At 49.8% G+C, this 21,633-nt stretch carries 19 protein-coding genes; 4 read left to right on the top strand and 15 right to left on the bottom strand.

Annotation, left to right across the window (positions count from 1 at the left end; all coding sequences use genetic code 11):
* The first annotated feature begins 19 nt into the window (after positions 1-19).
* The 3 genes from ACLIN2_RS09140 (at position 20) to ACLIN2_RS09130 (ending at position 1,367) form a co-directional block, all read left to right on the top strand.
* On the top strand, positions 20-442 hold the full coding sequence (locus ACLIN2_RS09140) for a cell wall hydrolase (protein WP_411503862.1): 423 nt from the start codon (positions 20-22) through the stop codon (positions 440-442).
* 29 nt (positions 443-471) lie between these two features.
* The gene (gerQ, locus tag ACLIN2_RS09135; RefSeq protein WP_400582329.1) at positions 472-897 is read left to right on the top strand and encodes a spore coat protein GerQ; all 426 of its coding nucleotides are present in this window, start codon (positions 472-474) and stop codon (positions 895-897) included.
* Between the two features lie 164 nt (positions 898-1,061).
* Positions 1,062-1,367 (top strand): hypothetical protein, encoded by a 306-nt coding sequence (locus ACLIN2_RS09130; RefSeq protein WP_400582327.1) that lies wholly within the window; start codon positions 1,062-1,064, stop codon positions 1,365-1,367.
* A 23-nt stretch (positions 1,368-1,390) separates the two neighbouring features.
* Here ACLIN2_RS09130 and ACLIN2_RS09125 read toward each other — a convergent pair whose 3' ends face one another.
* The 12 genes from ACLIN2_RS09125 to ACLIN2_RS09070 form a co-directional block, all read right to left on the bottom strand.
* Positions 1,391-2,533: a DUF2087 domain-containing protein gene (locus ACLIN2_RS09125; protein WP_400582326.1), complete on the bottom strand. Its 1,143-nt coding sequence runs from the start codon at positions 2,531-2,533 to the stop codon at positions 1,391-1,393.
* Positions 2,534-2,700: 167 nt separating this feature from the next.
* On the bottom strand, positions 2,701-3,165 hold the full coding sequence (locus ACLIN2_RS09120) for a PilZ domain-containing protein (protein ID WP_411503861.1): 465 nt from the start codon (positions 3,163-3,165) through the stop codon (positions 2,701-2,703).
* Between the two features lie 56 nt (positions 3,166-3,221).
* Positions 3,222-3,395 carry a hypothetical protein gene (locus ACLIN2_RS09115; protein ID WP_183192930.1) on the bottom strand — a complete coding sequence of 58 codons (174 nt, stop codon included), beginning with the start codon at positions 3,393-3,395 and terminating at the stop codon, positions 3,222-3,224.
* Between the two features lie 88 nt (positions 3,396-3,483).
* Positions 3,484-4,734 carry a GNAT family N-acetyltransferase gene (gene eis / locus ACLIN2_RS09110; protein ID WP_411503860.1) on the bottom strand — a complete coding sequence of 417 codons (1,251 nt, stop codon included), beginning with the start codon at positions 4,732-4,734 and terminating at the stop codon, positions 3,484-3,486.
* A 146-nt stretch (positions 4,735-4,880) separates the two neighbouring features.
* Positions 4,881-6,326 carry an MDR family MFS transporter gene (locus tag ACLIN2_RS09105; protein ID WP_411503859.1) on the bottom strand — a complete coding sequence of 482 codons (1,446 nt, stop codon included), beginning with the start codon at positions 6,324-6,326 and terminating at the stop codon, positions 4,881-4,883.
* Positions 6,327-6,467: 141 nt separating this feature from the next.
* Entirely contained in the window at positions 6,468-7,106 is a 639-nt protein-coding gene (locus ACLIN2_RS09100; RefSeq protein ID WP_411503858.1) for an NUDIX hydrolase, read from the bottom strand.
* Positions 7,107-7,168: 62 nt separating this feature from the next.
* Positions 7,169-7,810 (bottom strand): LysE family translocator, encoded by a 642-nt coding sequence (locus tag ACLIN2_RS09095; RefSeq protein WP_092276139.1) that lies wholly within the window; start codon positions 7,808-7,810, stop codon positions 7,169-7,171.
* 46 nt (positions 7,811-7,856) lie between these two features.
* The gene (locus ACLIN2_RS09090) at positions 7,857-8,081 is read right to left on the bottom strand and encodes a solute carrier family 23 protein (protein ID WP_411503857.1); all 225 of its coding nucleotides are present in this window, start codon (positions 8,079-8,081) and stop codon (positions 7,857-7,859) included.
* 25 nt (positions 8,082-8,106) lie between these two features.
* Entirely contained in the window at positions 8,107-9,678 is a 1,572-nt protein-coding gene (locus ACLIN2_RS09085; RefSeq protein ID WP_327931976.1) for a glutathione ABC transporter substrate-binding protein, read from the bottom strand.
* Positions 9,679-9,808: 130 nt separating this feature from the next.
* Entirely contained in the window at positions 9,809-11,041 is a 1,233-nt protein-coding gene (locus ACLIN2_RS09080) for an amidohydrolase family protein (protein WP_411503856.1), read from the bottom strand.
* Between the two features lie 15 nt (positions 11,042-11,056).
* Positions 11,057-12,631, bottom strand: coding sequence for a glutathione ABC transporter substrate-binding protein (locus tag ACLIN2_RS09075; RefSeq protein WP_411503855.1), 1,575 nt, complete (start codon positions 12,629-12,631; stop codon positions 11,057-11,059).
* 99 nt (positions 12,632-12,730) lie between these two features.
* The gene (locus ACLIN2_RS09070; protein WP_122960036.1) at positions 12,731-14,320 is read right to left on the bottom strand and encodes a glutathione ABC transporter substrate-binding protein; all 1,590 of its coding nucleotides are present in this window, start codon (positions 14,318-14,320) and stop codon (positions 12,731-12,733) included.
* Between the two features lie 325 nt (positions 14,321-14,645).
* Here ACLIN2_RS09070 and ACLIN2_RS09065 point away from each other — a divergent pair, with 325 nt between their 5' ends.
* Complete coding sequence (locus tag ACLIN2_RS09065; protein WP_310236633.1) at positions 14,646-16,628, top strand: methyl-accepting chemotaxis protein; 1,983 nt, start codon at positions 14,646-14,648, stop codon at positions 16,626-16,628.
* Positions 16,629-16,765: 137 nt separating this feature from the next.
* Here the strand turns inward: ACLIN2_RS09065 and ltrA are convergent, their stop codons facing one another.
* From ltrA to ACLIN2_RS09050, 3 genes are all read right to left on the bottom strand, one after another.
* Positions 16,766-18,064: a group II intron reverse transcriptase/maturase gene (gene ltrA / locus ACLIN2_RS09060; protein ID WP_411501843.1), complete on the bottom strand. Its 1,299-nt coding sequence runs from the start codon at positions 18,062-18,064 to the stop codon at positions 16,766-16,768.
* A gap of 592 nt (positions 18,065-18,656) precedes the next feature.
* Positions 18,657-20,261 carry a glutathione ABC transporter substrate-binding protein gene (locus ACLIN2_RS09055; protein ID WP_400582307.1) on the bottom strand — a complete coding sequence of 535 codons (1,605 nt, stop codon included), beginning with the start codon at positions 20,259-20,261 and terminating at the stop codon, positions 18,657-18,659.
* Between the two features lie 252 nt (positions 20,262-20,513).
* Complete coding sequence (locus ACLIN2_RS09050) at positions 20,514-21,590, bottom strand: branched-chain amino acid aminotransferase (RefSeq protein ID WP_411503854.1); 1,077 nt, start codon at positions 21,588-21,590, stop codon at positions 20,514-20,516.
* Positions 21,591-21,633: the final 43 nt, after the last annotated feature.

The raw sequence follows: 21,633 nt of genomic DNA, 5'->3' as shown, positions 1-21,633 counted from the left end.
TTTTGGAGGAGGTGAGGCAATGGCCGTAATCAAAGCGAACTCGAATGACGTGGATCTGCTAGCTCGATTGCTTCGTGCTGAAGCGGAGGGAGAAGGCGAGCTAGGCATGCTGATGGTCGGCAACGTGGGTGTAAACCGCATCCTTTCCAACTGCCTTGACTTTAAAAACATCCGAAGCATGAATGACATGGTGTTTCAGTCTCCAGGTGGCTACGAATCGGTGCAAAAACCGTATTTTTACCAACGCGCGCGAGATCGAGAAAAACGTTTAGCCAAACGCACGATCAATGGAGAACGGACGCATCCCGCGTCAAACGCTTTGTGGTTTTATCGCCCTGCCGGGAACTGTCCGCCAACCTGGTGGAATCAACGAAATTCTGGACGTTACAAAGCGCACTGCTTCTTCGTTCCGACACCTCAGGATTGCCCACGCGTCTATTAGAGTAAGATAGATAAAGGAGCGAGTTCATCATGAGCCAACAAATGCCTTACCCTCAGTATCCGCAGTACGGATACGACATGTACCAGTCCCCGCAAATGCCCTATGGAATGCCACAACAGCAGCAGCCTCAGCTGGTACCCATGCAGCCAAGCGGTTCCGCTATTCCTGGCATCCCGTTTACACCTGGCCAAATCGTCGAGGAATCTTATATCGAGAACATCTTGCGCCTGAATCGCGGCAAAGTCATCACTGTGTATCAAACGTTTGAAAACAACAGTCAATGGAATGCGAAAATCTTCCGTGGTGTGCTGGAAACAGCGGGCCGTGACCACATCATTCTTAGCGATCCGCAAACCGGCAAACGCTACCTGCTGCTCATGGTCAACACCGATTACATCACTGCCGATGAAGAATTGAACTACGTTCCTCCTACCCTGCCACAAGGCATCCGTTAAGAAAGCCTCGATCGCGGAGTTGCGCTTACGCTGGATAAAAATATCTGTATAAAAAAGACAGACTTCCCTGCAGCGAGCATTCGGAAGTCTGTCTTTTTCCATTCTGTGAATCCATTCTGTTATGATAAGGAGAGTAAAAGAAATAGCCCAAAGGATGAAGAAACGTGGCATTTGGAATCACTCGTGCAGAATTAAGCCGCTGGAAGCAAGCCGTGACGAGGGAGGAGATCGCCTATCTCACCCACTATTGGATCGATCCCCGCTTTCCTGGCGTAAAAACGGTCACCAAGGTTGGCTGTGCCAACCGCGCCCTTCTCACGCAATGGTGCTTGGAGAATGGCTTAAATCCTGCCTACATACACGATCGACCACCTTTTCCTCACTTTGACCTAATCGGTCCTAAGCAAAGGGAAATCTTGAAAAAAGAAGGCTTATGGGATCAGCTGGAGCGTTTTCACCTGCTCGACTGATTCATAAGCCTAACGGCGGTATATTACCGCTTTTTCTTTTCGTTGTAGCCTTTCTCTTCATAGGGCTGAAGCTGGTCGAGCCATTTGTTCTCCAATTTTTCCAAGGCATCCTCTAAATCGAAAAAGGGATCTGGCTTTTGCTCCAATACCTCCAGCACTTCAAATACGAAAGCATCCTCTCCGTATTCGTTCCATTCCTTTTGGAGTGCTTTGTTGGTATGCGACCCGTGCTTGAGCGTAAATTGTTTGCCATTCATTGTTTTCAGGTTTTTCGTCGCATCGACCCATACTTTGCCGTTCTGTATGTTTTTGATCTGATAAACGCCGGCTTCTGTTTTGACTTCCCTGTACATCTGTTTGAGCTCTTGCTTGCGATTCATCTGTTTTTCCTGCTCCTCTCCGTTGCTTCTCACCCAGTACTCGCTGCCATCTGCTGCTCGATCCAGAAAGCCGTGGTCAATCAGGTACCTCCTGATCGTCACGTAATCCTCGTAGGCAGTTTCCAACACCGCATTCACTTCTTTTTCGCTGTAGATTTTCTTTGGATCAAAACGCTTGGTGATCTCCTCCAGAACGACCAGCCGATGCTTGAGCTTGCGTGGATAATGCTCCAGGCGGCCAAGCGTTCCCTCAGGAAAGTATTTTTGTGTAATTTCCGCATACTCCGAAGAGGACACTTGTAGCTCATCGTCTTTCTTTTTCGTGGACCTTGGCGCATCCGATATCACGGCTGTCACAGGCGATTTCTTGGCCGTCCCTTTCATCAGCTCCATCATCACCAGAAAGACCTTGGCCTGACGCTCCTTTTCCTTTAATGCAAAGCGATGATTGCGAATGGTAGACGCGCTTCCAATGCCCATCTCCTTTTGCACTTCCTGATCGCTCTTCCCTTGGAAGAATAGGCGCATGAGCTGATTCTGGTGATCGGACAAGCCCGTGATCTTTTTATCCAGCTCACTCAAATACAGAAACACGGAGCCATGCGCTTCTTCTATGTGATGGTGGGTAAATTTCGCCGCGTCATAAAGACGTCCCTCGACAGGATAGATGATTCCTTTTTCAATGGATTCCCCGCAAAGCAAACAGAAATAGTCATGCTCGCGCTCACAATATCCCTGTGTTACCTCCTCAAAGGTAGCACTCCAAAATTGTTCTGTAAGTGACATACATAAACACTACTTTCTTTTGTTTGTCTTATAATAGATAATTTATCATTACGTTTATAAAATGTCAAACATTCAAGAAACCTGTCTATACAAAGTCCTGGATCTATGCAAAAAAGCTCCCCGTTCGCCAAAGGCTAAACGCAGGAGCTTTTCGTTTATGGTCAGGTTCAAGTGGACTCCATCGTAAGATTCGCCTGTGCCGTGAGAAAGGCACGTCGATCTCCCTTCCAAAACAGGCTATCCTTGACCTCTTTTTGATTCCGATAGCGTATGGCAAGGCGGTTGACCAGTCTATTGATCTCGAGATGCTGGGCTTCTTCCATCGTAAAGCGCACCGCGTATTCATAAAAGCTATCTTCCCAGGAGCCCGTGCGAACGATATGGCCGTACATCGTAATCGGCTCCCCGCACAGCTCCGTGGCAAATTGCAGGACGAGCTGGTCGTTGGCAGGCATTTTTAAATGGGATAAAAAACGCAATCCCCCTGCGCCAATATCTTCGATCAAAACGTGAGCGCTTCCAATTTCCATCATCTTGCCCTTGATGAGCACGATCGTCATCTCTGCGCACAAAGGCTGCACCAACTTCAATCGAAAGTATTCCCGTTGATGTACCCCTGTGACTCCAGTCAATCTGCTCACCACCTTGGAAGGAATAGGATCTTATCACATCGGACAAATTGGCATTCCTATTTTTTCTGCTTCGGATAACGCATGTCCTGCAAGTCGACTTCGTAATGTTCCCACAGCTGGCGCTGGTCGTAGATGATCGAGTCGCGTTTGTCCAGACGGAAGAGGAGCTTAACCACGAACCAGACAACCAATAGGAAACCAAAAAAGATCACGAGCGTTAAATAGATCACCGACTTTCCCCCCTCCCATTTTGTACCATGATATGGGAGGAGGGAAAAAAAGATACCTAAATGTGTCTGATTCGTGACAATTTTCACTTTAAAACGGAGTTGTGCTTCTCGGCTTGTCTCCCGTGGCAAACAACCTGTCCACGAATGGAATCTGTTTTTCATCACTGATGTCTGCAAGACCGTACAGATGCAGCTTACGCAAGCTGATCACCCCCATGACAAGAGAGGAAAAATCCGAAATATCCATCCCCAGCTCGACATCCGGCTCTCCTGCCTCTACCACCTGCGGATGGCCTTCCGAAAATTCGATTAGCCAGCTCCCCTCATTTTCCGGGAGAAAGGAATCACGAATGTTCAGACGCACAAGTCCGCTTTCTCTGCCAAAACGACATGGCGCGAGCTGATGGAAAAATCCCGGCACATCGATCACGCGGTACATCAAACCGACACCAGAGACATGACTCTCGTGGTAGATGCTTGGAATCAAGCGGTCCGTTCCATTTCCAGGATCAGAAAGCAGCATGTGAAAATCCTCGTCCGCCGTAGTCAGCACAACACGCTGGATCTGATCAGACTGACTGTGCAAAAAGGACAGGAGCTGCAGTAGCGCCTCTTGATTTTCATATAAAAATTCTTTAATGACAAGATCATTATGCAATCGATTCTCTTCGTGAGTACGTTGAAAGTGGAAAACGAGATAGCCCGTGACTCTGCCGTCTTTTTTGCACCCGACGATCACCTGTTCCGGTTGATCCAGGAAGGTCTTCAGCTCCCGCTCTGTCTTTTTAATCATCCCGTGCGTGCAACGGACGATGCGGTGATAGCAGGCAAGGATCTGCTCCCGATCTGCCTCTCCCAAATAGGAGACCTTGTCCTTCGCAGTATAGGGAAAGCTGGCTGGAGCGATCCGATATTGATGGACTTTGGTCCCTTGGCCAAATCCCATCTTTTTGTAAAAATCGACGCGAAACGGATAGAGCGACACCAGACAGACACCACGCTCCCGGTACGTCGCAAGGAAGCCTTGCAGCATCGCTTTCGCTACTTTTTCCTTTTTATGCAGCAATTCAACAGCGACCGTGCCGATTCCACCAGTCAGCATCTGAATTCCGCGGACATTCATAAAAAAATCGTACCACTTCATGACACCGAGCAAGCGCTCTTCCCGAAACAGTCCGTGGAAGCTGGCATTTTGGTCATTCTCCAGTGTATCCTGCACACGCTCCGCAAAACGCTGCCGATTGTCGGGGGCAAGGAGATTGCTTCCGGGGTACGCCAACGCTGTAATCCTGACAACATCATGGATATCCTCGTGTGAAATCGGTCGAATTTCCTCCATCGTCCTGCACTCCTGTCCATCGCAATATTGGAAGCATCCATATTCTTACAGGGACATCGTACCGAATCGGTAGGGGGATAGGCAATACGTTTTCGTTATTACGGGTGAAAAAAGGCATCGACTGATCGCCGATGCCTTTTCTGTACCTAGTATTCTCTACGTGCATCTGCAGCTTTTTGCGCTCTCGCAATCATCAAGGCGATCACCAGACAACCAATGGCCACGATCCATGTTCCCGTGAAGACGACGTGTACCCCGGAAGCCAAAATGCTGCGAACGTGGTCGAGCTGCTCGACAGGCAGACCGCCGCTTTCAAACGACGCCCCCAGATTGGTCTGTCCGCTGGCTACCGTCACCATATTGAAAAACATCCCGAAAACCGCAGCCCCAAAGGTCTGGCTAAACGTCCCTGTAAACGTGTTTAGAGCAATCGCTGTACCTCGCTTATCTACCGCAACGGAAGCCTGAATCTTGACCATGACAATCGGACTGATGAATCCCATCCCCAAGCCAATTAACCCGACAGCCACATAGATCAGGAATCCTGGCGAACTCTCCGCCAATAGGAATAGAAGAAACGAAGCGATCGCAAGCACGGTTGTCCCTGTCGTCACCAGCTGCTCTGCGCGAAGGCGTCCAAGCAGGTTCCCGGACAGCACAGCGCCAAACGTCCAGCAAACAGGCATGGGAGTTAGGACAAAGCCTGCCATGGTCGCACTTTCCCCCAACACGCCTTGGCTCCAGATCGGCAGGTAGACGACCAGGCTGATCACAATGGCGTTGGACAATAGCGTCAGCAAGTTGATCATCGTCACATTGCGATTCGTAAACAAGCTGAGCGGGATTAAAGGCTCTGGTGACTTTCTCTCGACGGTCACGAAGATGAAATAGGTGATCAGACTAAACGCAATCAATGAAAGGATGGTCGGACTCAGCCAGGACTGGTTTTGGCTGCCGGTCAAAAGCGCGTACAGCAAAGCGATGGTCCCGATGCTAAAGATCAGCGCACCTGGGTAATCGATATGCCGCTTTGTTTTGGCCCCGAACTTTTCCTTGTAGTACAACATGAGCATGAAAAAGGACAAAAGCCCAAAAGGCAGGTTCAAGAAAAAGATATAGCGCCAAGACAGCATGTCGACGAGGAAGCCCCCCACAAGCGGCCCTGCTACACCAGAAAGTCCCCACACGGCACTGATCCAGCCCTGTGCCTTTGCACGTGAGGATTGGTCGTTGTACAAATCCCCGATAATCGTCATCGTAATCGGCATCACGGAGCCTGCACCCAAGCCCTGCAGCGCCCGAAAAACGATCAGCTGCTCCATGGAACTTGCCAGTCCGCATAAGGTGGAGCCAGCAAGAAAAATGCCGATCCCGAACATCATGACATTTTTTCTGCCAAACAAATCGGCCAACTTTCCGTAAATGGGCGCGGAAACCGCTGTTGCCAGCATATAGATCGCATACACCCAGCTGACTTGTTCAAATCCAGACAAATCACTTGTAATCCGAGGCACGGCGGTACTCACGATCGTTCCTTCCAGCGCGGCCAGGAACGTCGAGAGCATCAGTGCGATCATGATTTTTACCCTCATACAATCTCCTCTCTATCTATGCACGCATTCTCTATCTAAAAACATTGTAACAGTATAGCACGAAAAGCCACTCGTACAGCATGGCCGCCAAAACAAAAATACCCTCCCACCATGTGGCAGGAAGGCACCCCAAACCATCCTTTATTTTGCTTGCCGCTTTTTGCCCAGAGAGCGCACCGCTGCAAACACTTGCTGATAATAGTGAGCCTCGTGAGGGACAAAAGCCGACTGCTCCACGCGAAGCTCGACTTCCTGCTTAGTACCGTCCGGCTCGGATAAAAAGCCGTGCACCGCAATCGTGGACATTTCTCCCGCGAATAGTCGTTCCACCTCATCCAGCTCAGCCCACAATAGCCCCGTTACTTCTTCCGCTTGCAGCACATACGCTTGCAGGGGCTGATCACAAGCATAGGCAAACACATGGCACATTTCTTTGTCGATGAGCTCTGGAGCCTCCAAGACATCATTTATTACTCCAATCTCATCGAGCACATCGAACGAGACAGTCAAGCCCAGCTCCTCCTCCAGCTCTCGGACGCCGTCTGCCGGACCCTCGGACGCTACCAGATGGCCAGCCGATGTAATGTCCAATAAATTGGGGCATGTATCCTTCTGCGGGTGGCGCTTTTGAAACAGCAGCCATACCTTGGATTGCTCTACGCGATAGATCCAGCAGTGAAACGTCTGGTGCCAATGCCCGAGTCGGTGTACTTCTGTGCGCGGCGCCACGCCTATAGGTGTTCCGGATTCGTCAAAAATGTCCAGTATCTCCGCTTTCAATTCTCTCCACCTCTTCCTATCGCTCTTGTCTTCTCTACCTTACCAGTCCTTGTGCATACTGGCTACAGCAAGGAGTGGTAGCCGTCGAGGAACACTTTTCCGGCAAAGTACAAAAAGAGCAGTGCAGATACAAATGAGAAGCCCCGAACGAGACGATGTCCCAGCCATTTGCCGCCTTGGCTCGACACGCCTGCCATAAACAGGGACCATGTGATCGAGGCCGTAAAAAAGCCGCTGAAAAAGAGCAATAGAGCAGACGCCGAGTTTGCATCGGAAGAAGCGATCACGCTGCCGCCGATCGTCGCAAACCACAGAATAGCCGAAGGAGAGGCCAGCGCCAAGCCAAGCCCTGAGGAAAAGTCTTTCCAGCTGCGTTTCCGATTGTTCTGCTCCCCGCCCTGTTCCTCTAGGTCAATTTTTTTCGGGCTTCGAAATTCTTTGATCATGTTCCAAGTCATGTACAAGAGAATCAACGTCCCTCCCAGCCAGAGCACCCAGCGGATGACCCGATTTTCCATCAGGAGCGAGATCCCGACCATGGAAAGCAAAGCGTAAATCAAGTCACCGAAGCTCGAGCCAACACCAATGAGAAAGGATGGGAGCAAGCCTCGTGCTACTCCTGTGCGAATGATCGCGACATTGACGATCCCCAAATCCAGACAGAGTGATAAGGATAGAAAAAAGCCAGAAAGAAACCAGGTCAAATGAATCCCCTCCACCAATAAACAGATGTCAGAAAACCTAACCTATTTATAACATGAATTTGTTCGTAATGGGTATGATTTCATGAAAGGAGAGCAGCAGCATGAACGATCCCGTAACCAGCGGGGTAAACCACATCGCAATCCGATGTGCCACTCGGCTGATCAGGAGCAGGAGCACTCCAGCCAGGATCATTCCACCCGTCAGTAAGGATAGCGTAGCTGAGGGATCGCATGATGAGGAGTCCTCCCAACAAAATCGGGGATAGCGCATTCCGCCATCCCCGTCTCTTTTTTCACTATTGGATCGTTACTTCATCCAGCATCAGGTATCCTACCGGACTCAACCAGAAGCCGCGTACATCTTTGGCCGTTACCGACACGTGATCGATCGTGCGGATCGGAATGAGCGGTACTTCCTTCAGCTCGATTTCCTGCAGCTTTGCATAGATTTCATTGCGTTTTTGCGGATCTTTTTCACGACGGCCTTGCTCGATCAGCTGGTCAACCTCAGGATTGCTGTAGAAGGCAATGTTCCCCATACTGCCTTTCGAGGAGCTGTGGAAGACGTTGTACTGGTTGTAGTCACCGTCTCCTGTCGCATTCCCCCAACCACCGATGAACATATCGTGCTCGCCTTTGTCAGTGAAATCGAGGTAGGCGCCGTACTCCATTACCTTGATTTCCACGTCGATGCCAATCCCTTTCAGCTGGGATTGAATAACCTCTGCTACGTTCATGCGCTCTTTGCGGTCATCTGTGACGATTGTCGTCTTAAAGCCGTTAGCATAGCCAGCATCGCTCAACAGCTTCTTCGCTTCATTTACATCGTAGGTGTAGTCCGTAAGGTTCGGGTTGTAGCCGATTACTTTAGAGGACATCGCAGATACCGCTTCGTTCCCTACGTTGTTGTATACGCCTTTGACGATCGCTTCTTTTTCCACAGCGTGGGCAACCGCTTGACGGACACGAATATCGTCAAAAGGCTTCTTCGTTACATTGAAGCCGATATACTCGACGCCCAGGCCCTCAGCGCGAACCATGTTCATGTTCGGGGAAGATTGGGCACGTTCTACCTCTGTTACAGGCAGCTGGTCACCAATGTGAGCTTCTCCTGCCTCTACCATCGCGATACGAGTCGTGTCCTCAGGAACCACCTTGTAAACAACTTTGTCTACCTTAGGCTTTTCGCCCCAGTAGCTGTCATTTTTCACGAGTGTCATATCTTGGCCAGGTGTCCATGATTCAAACTTGAACGGACCTGTACCTACAGGCTGCTTGGACAGCGTGTCCGAGTGCTCAGCGATCGCCTTTGGACTCAAGATGCTGCCTTCTGAGCTAGCGAGAATGGAGAGCAATGGTGCGAAAGGATAGTCCAGGATAAAGTGAATGGTCTGCTCATCCACCACCTTGACTTCTTTGATCATGGAAAAGTTGGATGCACGTGGAGAGCCTACCTTCGGATCCACCGCTCGTTCAAAGGTCTTTTTTACAGCTTCTGCATTGAACGGAGTACCATCGTGGAAGGTTACGCCGCTTCTCAGCTTGAACTCCCATGTCAAATCGTCCAGCTGCTTCCACTCCGTTGCCAAGGTAGGCTTGTACTCGGAATTTTTATCCCGCGAAATCAAGCTCTCGTACACTTTTCCATAAATGTAGTTCGCGGAAGGAATGTTGGTGATGAATTGAGGGTCGAGATTGTTCGCGTCTGCCTTGCGCGCTACAATCAGTGTTCCCCCTGCTTTTGGGCCGTCCGCTGGTGCGGATGCTCCCGATCCCGATTGCTCTTGCCCTGCACCGCAGCCGGTCAATACGGCACCGACGGTCAGCGTCAAAGCGAGCAAGGATCCAAACAAACGTGCTTTTTTCATTGGATTGTCCCCCTGTAAGATGCTGTCGAAATTTCTGCAATGTTTGCTTAACTGCATTATACGGTAAGGGGCCAAGCAAGCCTTTCAGCATCTTTACATCTATTTATAATATTTTTACTTTTGTTTAACTTTACACTTCTTCTTGCCAAACTATGTTTCCCTGAAAAAACACTGCGGCTTTTGCTGACTGACGGGCTACTGCTTCCGCCGAGCAGCTCGCTTGCAAAAGCACTGCATCCGCCTGATCGCCGACTTTCGGCCAGACACGTACGCCAGTGTCATCAAGCGAAGTCACCCCACCTGTCACATATCCGAGCGCACGAGACAGCCGGAATTCATCCGTCCATCGGAACCGCTCCGCCAAGCGATTGGCCTTTTGCAGCATGTCTCCCGTCCCGAAGGAATCCCAGTGATCCGTGATGTTGTCGTTGCCCAGAGCAAGTTGAATGCCTTTTTCGCTCAGAAGAGGAACGGGAATCGTCGGAATATCGATCGGGATCGCAGAGACGATACGAATCTGTAAATGCGCGAGAAGCTCCGCTGTGTCGGGAGCAATCGCTTCGGGAACCTCCCCCAATCCATAAGCGTGGCTAATCGTGACACGTCCTTGCCATCCTGCCTCCTCGGTCAAAGCTGCGATCCGCTTCATGATGAAGACACCCAAGTAACCCGGCTCATGCAGATGCAGGTCAATATCTGCGTTTGCTTCGACGGCCAGATCCATAACGGTATGCAGCGATTTTTCAATGTCGTCGTCAAATGTCGCAGGATCTACTCCACCAACCAATCCAGCACCATTTCGCAGTGCTTCTCGCATCAGTCCGACCGATTGACTGCGGAGCAAGCCGTGCTGAGGAAAGGCGACCATTTCCCAGGAAAGTTTCCCGCTGTATGCCTCCAAAGCCCGCAGCGTCTCCTCCATGTTTTTCAGGCCGATGACCGGGTCAATGTTGCAATGTGTACGAACATGGGTAGCCCCGTTTGACTGGAGCAAATGCAGCAGCTTCTCCGCCCGCTCTCGCACAAACGGTAGTTGCTTAGGTAACAGATCTTGCTCCTGTTCGATCCGAAAAAAGCGATTCGGAGCAGGAACGCACGCTCGCCATGGTCCCCCGTAAAAGGTCTTGTCCAGATGAATGTGCATTTCCCGAAAGGATGGCAGCATCAGGTGTCCGCGCGCATCCCAGCTCGGTACCTCATCTGGCAGTGCCTGCGCTGCTGGCACGATCTGTGCGATACGCCCTTCCTGTACGCGAAGATGGAATGGCTCCGTGCGAGTACCATCCACTCTCCCATCCTTCCATTCAAAGCCGGTTTCCAAGGTTGCATTGGCAATCCAGAAGCTGCCCTTTTTCTCCGTCATCCGTCTCTCTCCCTATCACTCAATCGTAATGTCGTTAATCATCATGTACCCGGATGGGCTGATCCAAAATCCTTTGATATTTTTGCCAACGGCTGCGACATTCTCCAGATTGCGGATCGGTACCATTGGCGCCTCGCTCGACTCGATCTGCAGCGCACGGGCGTAGATGTCTCTTCGTTTTTGCGGATCCTGTTCCCTGCGACCTACCTCGATTAGTTGATCAACCTCTTTGTTTACGTAAAAGGTGGTATTTCCCCCTTTGCCCAAAGAGCTGGAGTGAAACAGGTTGTACTGGTTGTAGTCACCATCGCCAGTGGCATTCCCCCAGCCACTGATGAACATATCCGTCTCTCCATTATCTTCCGCATCCAGATAGGCTCCGTATTCGAGAACTTTCACTTCCACTTCGATCCCGATACCTTTTAATTGCGATTGGATCACTTCTGCCGCATTGATTCGCTCTTTGCGATCGCCTGTCCAGATCGTCGTCTTGAAGCCGTTCGGATAGCCAGCTTCCTTCAGCAGAGCTTTCGCCTTGTTCGGATCAAAGGTGTAGCCCTGCACGCTATCGCTGTAGCCCAGCACCTTTGGACTCATGGCAGAATTGGCTCTCGTGCCAACACGATTGTACACGCCTTGAATGATAGCATCTGTCTCAATCGCATAGTTGATCGCCTGGCGGACACGTACATCGTCAAACGGCTTTTTCTTCGTGTTAAATCCGACAAACTCCGTGCCCAGCCCCTCGCTGCGATACAAGTCGAGCTGCGGTGAGGTTTTTACGCGATCAATTTCTGTGACAGGCAACGGCTCTGCGATGTGCGCTTCTCCGGTCTCAACCATCGCAATCCGTGTCGTATCTTCCGGAACTACTTTGAATACAGCCTTGTCTACCTTGACCTTTTCTCCCCAGTAGTTTTCATTTTTTGCCAAGACGATTTCCTGACCAGGTGTCCACGATTCAAATACAAATGGTCCCGTCCCTACCGGATGCTTGCTCAAATCTTTTCCGTACTGTTCGATCGCCTTCGGTGAGAGAATGCTGCCCTCATGATTTGCGAGGATCGAAAGTAGCGGCGAGTACGGATACTCCAGCTTGAATTGAACGGTGTAGTCGTCGATGGCCTTCACTTCTTTTATCATTTTAAACTGAGTAGCACGAGGAGAGCCTACTTTTTCATCGAGAACACGAGCAATCGTCGTTTTCACGGCTTCGGCATTGAAGGGGGTGCCGTCGTGGAATTTGACATCCTGACGCAGCCTGAATTCCCACGTCACATCATCTACCTGTTTCCATTCCGTCGCCAGCATCGGCTTGAACTCCATGCTCTCGTCCCGCTGGATCAGCCCCTCATACACTTTGTGATGGACAACGCTTGCAGCATTGATCGCCGAAATGAAATGGGGATCCAGGTTGTTGGCATCGGACTGACGGGCAATAATCAATATCTTTTGCGCTGAGTCAGAGGCTTCTGCCCCTGCTTGCTTGCTACTGCCTCCTGTCTCACCACCGTTCGAACAACCGGACAGCAGAAGACCGACGCCCAGTACGCCCGTAAGCATCCATTTCCACGTTTTGTTTTTCTCCATGTGACACGCCCCCAAGTATGGTTATCTATCTTTTTGTATAGAGCAACAGCATAGCTCGACCCCGCAGGAATCTCGCTATGCTGCTCATCTGTCTAGCTTTTACGGAAGAACCACGTCGTCGACTTCAATGTGACCAGCTGGGCTGATCCAGACGCCTTCTACCCCTTTTTGGATCGCAGCGAGATTCTCAGAGAAACGGTACGGAATCAACGCCACGTCGTTCATTTCAATTTGTTGAGCTTGCTCATAGATTTGCTTGCGTTTTTCTGCATCCTTTTCCTTGCGGCCGTCCTCGATCAGCTTGTCCACCTCTGGATTGCTGTAGAAGGAGTGGTTGCCTGGAGCACCTTGGGATTTGGTGTGGAACAGGTTGTACTGGTTGTAGTCCGCATCACCCGTTGCATTTCCCCAGCCACTGATGAACAGGTCAGTTTCGCCTTTGGAAGCGGCATCGATGTACGCCCCGAATTCCAGAACCTTCACTTGCAGGTCGATCCCGATTTGCTTCAGCTGTTGTTGCAATACTTCCGCCACATTGATACGAGCTTTGTTGTCGTTGAGGTAAATCGTTGCTTTCAATCCGCTCGCGTAGCCAGCTTCAGCAAGCAGCTGCTTTGCCTTTTCCAGGTTGTACTCGGTGTCTTTTACATTTTCACTGTAGCCTACCATGGTTGGGGTAACCGAAGAGTGTGCGATCTTCCCTACATCGTTGTATACCCCTTTGATGATGGAATCCTTGTCAACTGCAAGTGCAATAGCCTGACGGATACGAATGTCATCAAACGGCTTTTTCTTGGTGTTGATCCCGATGTGGTCGCTGGAGAAGGAAGCGTAGCGTCCCAGCGTCATGCTGCTGGAGTTTGTCACACGATCTACCTCGGTCACAGGCAGCTGCTCAGCTACTTGCGCCTCGCCTGTTTCTACCATGGCGATACGAGTCGTGTCTTCCGGAACGGTTTTAAAGACGACCTTGTCCAGCTTTGGCTGACCACCCCAGTAGCTGTCATTTTTCACGAGCACGACCTCTTGTCCAGGCGTCCACGATTCGAATTTATAAGGCCCGGTACCTGTTGGATGCTTGGTCAGATCCTTGCCGTACTCCTCGATGGCTTTCGGTGAAAGAATGACGCCTTCTGCGCTTGCCAGCACGGACAAGAGCGGGGCATATGGATAGTGCAAAATAAATTGTACGGTTTGGTCATCCACGACCTTTACTTCCTTGATCGCTTCAAACAGATTCGCCCGGTTGGAGCCGACATTTGGGTCTTGCACGCGAGCGATTGTCTTTTTCACCGCTTCTGCATTGAATGGAGCTCCGTCATGGAAGGTTACGCCTTGGCGCAGCTTGAATTCCCAAGTCACGTCATCCAGCTGCTTCCATTCTGTCGCCAAAGAACCGACGTATTTGCTTTCCTTATCCATCCGCACAAGTCCCTCATACACTTTGTGATGAATAATAGCAGCTGAGTTGATTTGGGTGAGGAAATGAGGATCCAGATTGTTCGCATCGGAAAGCCTTGCGATGACCAAGGTGCCGCCTGTTTTCCCTGCCGCAGGTGTGCTTGCACCCGGCTGTGCTGCTCCATTTGTCCCCTGACTAGCTTCCTGACCGGATGAGCAGCCAGCCAGTGCAGCCGAAACCGCAACGGTCAGTGCCATTAGCGTCTGGAAAAAGCGCGTCTTTTTCATGAAGATGTCCCCCTCTTTCGCGCGTTCTTATTGTGTTAATTTTTTCACCATTCGCGCATATTTCATTTTACCTACTATTCTGGCTATATTTTTTCACTCTCTTTACTACTATTTTCAATTTCTTTACTTTCGTTCGGCCAACTGATCCTCCATGTGACTTCTCACGCCAAATTATTTCTTTCATCGAAATATTCACGCATGCGCCATTTCATCTACTATTCCGCCTTATCCCATTAAACTAACTATCCCGATGGTTAATTCCGATATAAAACATTGTTGAAGCGATTATGACTTTATACCTACACACCACGAAAGGATGCTAAGCATGAAAAATCGCAGTGGAAAGACCCCTCGAGGAAATTTCAAAACGAAGCTCATTACTGCGTTTCTCTTGATTCTGGTGATTCCTTCCCTCGTCATAGGCACACTGGCTTATGTCCAGTCACGTACCGAGATGGAAGCCCAGATCATGAAAAGCGCAGACGAGAATGTCAAGCTGGTGAATTCCATCGTCAGCTCTACCTTTTCTCCCAAAATGAAGGATGCCGACTACTTGGCTTCTCTCATTACGAGAAGCATGTATAAAGAAGGAGATAGTCCAGAGGTCACTCGCCTGTTTGAGATGTACATAGGAATGCATCCCGAAGTGGCCAGCATCAGCATGGGCACCGATACAGGCAGCTACTATCGCTTTCCAAAGCAGCAAACCAAGGCTGGCTTTGATCCCCGTACTCGAGACTGGTACAAAAGCGCTATGGAAAGCAAAGGCTCTGCCATCATTACCGCTCCTTATCTGTCTGCGGTAACAGGAGAAGTCATCGTAACGATCGCGCAATCGACAGACGACGGCTCCGGTGTCATCGGTATTACACTGGGGATCGAGCAAATCAAAAATGTCGCTTCCTCTGTTCAAATCGGGAAGGCAGGCTACGTTCTGATTTTGGACAAAGACAAAAAATACATCGTCCATCCTACGATGAAAGCCGGAGAGGTAGCGGAGGATGCGTTCTACGAGCAAGCCTATCAGAACCATACAGGCCGCATTTCCTACAATCTAAATGGCGATGAAAAAATGATGTCCTTTACCACCAATGAGCTGACAGGCTGGAAAATTGGCGGGACGATGCTTATGAACGAGATCGCGGATTCCGTTCAACCGATTTTCATCAATACGCTCGTCACCATCATTGCCTGCCTCCTTATTGGGGGAGCGCTGATCGCAATCATCCTGCGATCTATCATCCGCTCTATCAAGCAGCTGAGCCAGCAAGCTGTCAAGGTCAGCAACGGCGTCCTTACCGAGACCATCCACGTTCAGTCAAAGGATGAAATCGGGGAGCTCGCTCAAGCGTTCAGCCAAATGCAGCAAAATCTTCGTACGCTGATTCAAGACGTAGAAAGCAGAGCCGAGCAGGTCGCAGCTTCCTCCGAGCAATTGACAGCCAGCGCCCAGCAAACGAGCGCTTCCTCCGAACACGTCGCTGCTTCTGTGCAGGAGGTTGCCAGCAGCGCGGAAAAACAAACAACCGGAGTCGATCAGAATGTCCACGCTTTAGAGGAAATCTCCCACGGAGTCGATCGGATCGTGGAGAGTGTGCGTGTACTCGCAGACCTTTCGAAGGATACGTCCGTTCAGGCGGATGAAGGCGGCGTGTCCATCCAGCAGGTCATGGGACAAATGAATTCAATCCACGAGTCCGTAGAAAAATCAGATGCGATGATCAAATCGCTGTATGATCGCTCCAAGGAAATCAGCAACATTTCCGAAGTCATCAGCGGAATTGCCCAGCAGACGAACCTGCTGGCACTAAACGCGGCGATCGAAGCAGCCCGCGCCGGAGAACATGGAAAAGGATTTGCCGTAGTCGCAAACGAGGTACGCATTCTGGCTGAGCAATCTCAGCTTTCCGCTACCCAAATCTCCGAGCTCATCACGGAAATCCAGCGGGAAACAAAAGAATCGGTAGCCACCATGGAAAAAGTACGCCAAGACGTTGCCGGCGGTCTGGAGGTTTCCACCGAAACCATCCACAAGTTTAAACAGATTTTGCTCAGTACGCGCGAAACCGCACCACATATTGACGAGGTATCCAGCATCGCAGCGCAAATAGCAACCGGTGTGCAAGCCGTCAGCCAAGTGGCTAGCCAGCTTGCCCAGATCGCGAAAAGCAATGCAGAGTCTGCAGAAGAAGTAGCCGCCTCGACAGAGGAACAGCTCGCCTCCATGCAAGAGATTTCTGCATCCTCGCAGTCCTTGGCAACACTTGCGGAAGAGCTCAAGGCGCTTCTCAACAAATTTACTTACTAATGTAGAGTAGAAAACTGAAACTTTCGGGCGACCTTGAGGTCGCCTTACTTGTTTCAGCTCCCCCTCATCAAACCGTACGTGAGGTTTTCCCTCATACGGCTTTCCGATGTTCTTCTTTCTTTGGCATTCGGCACTGCTTATCCGGCAAGTTTCACAAGTATTCCTTGAGTATCTTTAATGACTTTTCCTTCCCACGAGTGTTTCTTTCGCACATTCCTTTTCTTGTTAACGAAAAGGGTAAGCCTTTCAATAACATACCAGTCAATCCGATTTAACCATCTTGCAGCTATTGGCGATAGCGAGTAGTAGTTCTTGAAGCCTTGAAGTTTTCGATTTAGCCCCTGTACTAACTCCGTTAACGACCAATACAACTTGCTGCGAGGTTCGGTATACACTTTTATTTTCCGGCGCATTTCCTTCATAGCTTTCTTACTCGGAATATGGGACATGACAAACACCTTCGATCCGCCCTTGTTAAGGACCGGAAATTTCCGGTGATGTAGACCAAGGAAATCAAAGCCCGAAGTATTATCCCAGATGTTGACCAGTCGAGACTTGTCCTTACTAAGTGCAAGATCCAATTTGTCCATAATAGCTTTAATGACCTGAATACTTTCCATGGCATCCTTTTTCGTTTTGCACATGATGACGAAGTCATCGGCATATCGAATCAGTTTTCCCAAATGGGCAAATTGCTTTCCCCATACCGTATCCATGTAGTTGAGATAGATGTTGGCTAACAGTGGGGAAATGACTCCTCCTTGCGGAGTACCCAATTCGGTGTCATGAAACTGTACATCTTCCATCACGCCTGCTTGTAGCCAGTTCCGAATCAGCTTTAGTACCCTACGGTCAGAAATCCTCTGCTCAACTAACTTCATCAGCTTCTCCTGATTGATGTTGTCAAAGTACCCTTTGATGTCTGCATCAACCACCCAGTAAGCATTTTTACTTGCTTTCCTGATTTGTGCAATCGCTTGATGAGCGTTACGTTTTGGGCGAAATCCGTATGAGCAATCTTTAAAGTCCGCTTCAAAGACTGGCTCAATGACCATCTTTGTCGCCATCTGAACAACCCTGTCTCGAATAGTTGGGATTCCGAGTGGTCTTTGTTTCCCATCCGCTTTCGGAATGTAAGTACGCCGTACCGGTGCTGGATGATACTGATTTCTCTTTAGGTCGAGATAAATTTCATTAAGGAATTTACTCTCTCCATACTCATGCACAATCTTATCTATCGTTTGACCATCCACTCCGCCACTTCCTTTATTGGCTCGTACTCTACGCCAAGCTTCTGCAAGAATGTCTGGTCTGTATACTTTGTCGTACAGAGCATGAAACCGCCGTTTTGGCTTTTCCTTGGCACAAAGATATAGAGTTGTCCAAAGTTGTCGAGCTTTTGCATCGGTGTAGTTAGCAAGTTTACTTGCATTCACTCACTCTTACCTCCTTTCAACTCTTGAACAAAGCAGGGCTCCTTCTCTCCATAGAGTTTTGTTGTCTCTACTTCATCGGTACTATGAACCCCTCCGACTCCCTTCCTGCCGTCCTCCATTTCCCTTTCGGTTATAGGATTCCGCTTTACGCTCCAACGGAGCGTGCAGGGGAGGGTCTCCCCAGTTCCGTTAGCTACTTTCTCAACATACCGCTCCCCATACTCCGGGAGGTTCCTGGGTGCTGCATTCCAAGTGCTACACACCTTCCATGGACTTCGCCCAATATCCCAAGGCTCGTCTCCCCCTTGTCCATCTTCCGATGGTCTCTTTTAACGAAGCGGCAGGATTCACTTTATGTTACGGTCTGCTGATTTGCTCGCACTCCTGTCGGAGTTACTTTGTCACAGGGCTTCAACCTTAGGATCTCTCCACCAGTTGCCTGTCAGCTACGAGGCGACTTGGCTCTTACCTCGGTCGGACTTTCACCGACTAGCAATTAACGGCTTGCTGGGCGCGCAGAAATGAAAAAGGGATAGACAGCCAGTTTGACGTGGCTCTCTATCCTTTTTTTCGTGGTTGGCAACGCGATTGTTTACTGAATCGTCACATCGTTGATCTCTACATAACCAGATGGACTGATAGTGATGCCTTGCACGTTTTTCGCGATCGCGGCCAGATTCTCACTGCTGCGGTACGGGATGAGCGGCACTTCGTCGATCTCGATTTGCTGTGCTTGCTCATAAATTGCTTTGCGTTTCTGCGGATCTTTTTCTTTGCGTCCTGCTTCGATCAGCTCGTCGACCTTTGGATTGGCGTAGAAAGAGTGGTTGCCTGGTACTCCCTTGGACGTGCTGTGAAACAGATTGTACTGGTTGTAGTCAGCATCTCCTGTCGCATTTCCCCAGCCGCTGATGAACATCTGCGCTTGGCCTTTTGCTGCCAGGTCTAGGTAAGCCCCAAACTCCATCACCTGAATCTGCAGGTCGATTCCAATCCCTTTCAGCTGGGACTGCAGAACTTCGGCTACATTAATGCGCGCCTTGTTGTCATTGAGATACACGGTCGCCTTGAAGCCGTTGGCGTAGCCTGCTTCGGCGAGCAATTGTTTCGCTTTGTTCAGATCGTAATCCGGCGTTTTCAAGTTCGGGCTGTATCCGATTACTTTTGGACCCAGTGAAGAAACGGCTACTTTCCCGACATTGTTGTAAACTCCCTGGATGATCGCTTCCTTGTCGATCGCGTGGGCAATGGCCTGGCGTACGCGTACATCGTCAAACGGCTTTTGCGTTACGTTCATCCCGATGTGATCGACAGCGAAGGACTCATACCGCCCCAGCGTCATGCTGGAAGAATTTTTTACGCGATCGATTTCGGTCACGGGCAGCTGCTCGGCGACGTGAGCTTCGCCTGTTTCCACCATTGCTACACGGGTCGCATCTTCTGGCACGGTCTTGAAGACGACCTTGTCGATTTTGGGCTTGTTCCCCCAGTATGCTTCATTTTTTACCAGTACGATTTCCTGACCGGGCGTCCAAGACTCGAATACGAATGGACCGGTGCCTACAGGGTGCTTGCTCAAATCCTTTCCGTATTGCTCGATGGCCTTTGGACTAATAATCCCGCCTTCTGCACTCGCGAGTACGGATAGCAGCCCTGCAAATGGATAGTGAAGAATAAGCTGCACTTTATGCGGATCGACAACTTTCACTTCTTTAATCATGCCAAACATATTGGCTTTCGGCGTAGGCGCATTCTTGTCCAAAATGCGGTCAATCGTCTTTTTCACAGCTTCGGCATCAAACGGTGTTCCATCGTGGAAAGTGATTCCATCCCGCAAAGCAAACTCCCACGTGAGGTCATCGAGCTGCTTCCACTCACTGGCCAAGAGAGGCTTGTACTCGCTGTTAGCATCCAGCATCACGAGCCCTTCGTACAGCTTGTGCTGAACAACGGCCATAGAATTGATCTGCGTGCTGAAATGCGGATCGAGATTGTTGGCATCGGACAAGCGGGCGATGATCAGAGTCCCCCCACTGGATGCCGCTGGAGCTGGAGCTGCCCCTGGCTGACTGCTCGTTGGCGCATTGGCGCCGTTTGGACTGCTGCTTGCCTGCTGCCCGGTCGAACAACCCGCGAGGACGGTAGCCAACAGTACAGATAGGGCGAGCATAGAACGTAGCCTGTTTTTTCTTTTCACGAGAATGACCCCCTCTTTCTTCAGATGAGAATGGAAGAATAACTACGTAGTTCTAATTTTAATAATTTTCTAACTTTTTTCTTTCGACTATCTTTACCTTTCTTTTCATTATTTTTACTATTGTTATTTTTCGCGATCATAAACTTCTGATCGATAATGTGAAAATATAACGGGAAAAGCAGCTAGGAAAATAGCAAAAAGCACAGTCCCTTCCTCGTTGGAAGGCAACTGTGCCTGTCAGCAAAAACTCGTTTATGCTTTTGTTACTTCAACAGACCAACCGAACTTGTCTTCCACAAGTCCGTACTGGATGCCTGTCATCTGATCGTACAGCTTGGAAGTCAATTCTCCGATCTGTGCGTTGTTGATGACCATTTTGTGCTCGTTCCAGCTCATTTCGCCAATCGGAGAAATCACTGCCGCTGTACCTGTTCCAAAGGCTTCTTCCAGCTCTCCTTTGGTATAAGCCTCGTACAGATCCTCCATGGAAATGCGTTTTTCCACAACTGGAAGGCCCCAGTCCTTCAGCATATGGATGGTGGAATCTCTCGTAATCCCCTCGAGGATGCTGCCGTTCAATTCCGGTACCCACACTTCCCCGTTTACCTTGAAGAAAACGTTCATGCTGCCGACTTCTTCTACGTATTTGTTTTCAATTCCATCCAGCCATAGAACTTGCTCGTAGCCCTTTTCCTTTGCTTCTTCCTGTGCTTTCAGGCTGCCTGCATAGTTACCAGCTGTTTTTGCATTTCCCGTACCGCCACGAACTGCGCGTACGTAATGGTTTTCTACATAAATTTTTACCGGCTTCATGCCACCAGCGTAGTAAGCACCTACCGGAGACAAAAGAATGATCAATTTATACGTATGAGATGCACGAACACCAAAGCATGCTTCGGTCGCAATCACGAAAGGACGAATATATAGGGACGTTCCGCTCTCTGTTGGAATCCACTCTTTTTCCGTGGCTACCAGCTGCTTGAGCGCCTCGAGCATGAAATCCTCATCAATCAAAGGCATGCTGAGTCGGCTCAGGGAACGATTCAATCTTTTGAAATTTTGATCCGGGCGGAACAGCCACGCGCGGTCTTCTTTATTGCGGTAAGCCTTTAGTCCTTCAAAAACAGTTTGTCCATAATGGAAAACCATTGCTGCCGGATCGAGAGTGACCGGGGAGTACGGTACGATTTGTGGATCGTGCCACCCTTTTCCCTCTGTGTAGTCCATCGTAAACATGTGATCGGTAAAATGAACACCGAATCCAAGTTTGTCGCTAGCAGGCTTTTCTTTTCTCTGTTCGGTCAGGGTAATTTTTAACTGACACTCCATCTTCTACATCTCCCTTAGCATTTAAAAATCCTACACTTCTAGT

The sequence above is a fragment of the Brevibacillus centrosporus genome (genome assembly GCF_046622605.1).
Lineage (GTDB): Bacteria > Bacillota > Bacilli > Brevibacillales > Brevibacillaceae > Brevibacillus > Brevibacillus centrosporus.
The sequence above is the reverse complement of the archived record's forward strand: the minus strand, read 5'-3'. Positions and strand labels throughout refer to the sequence as shown.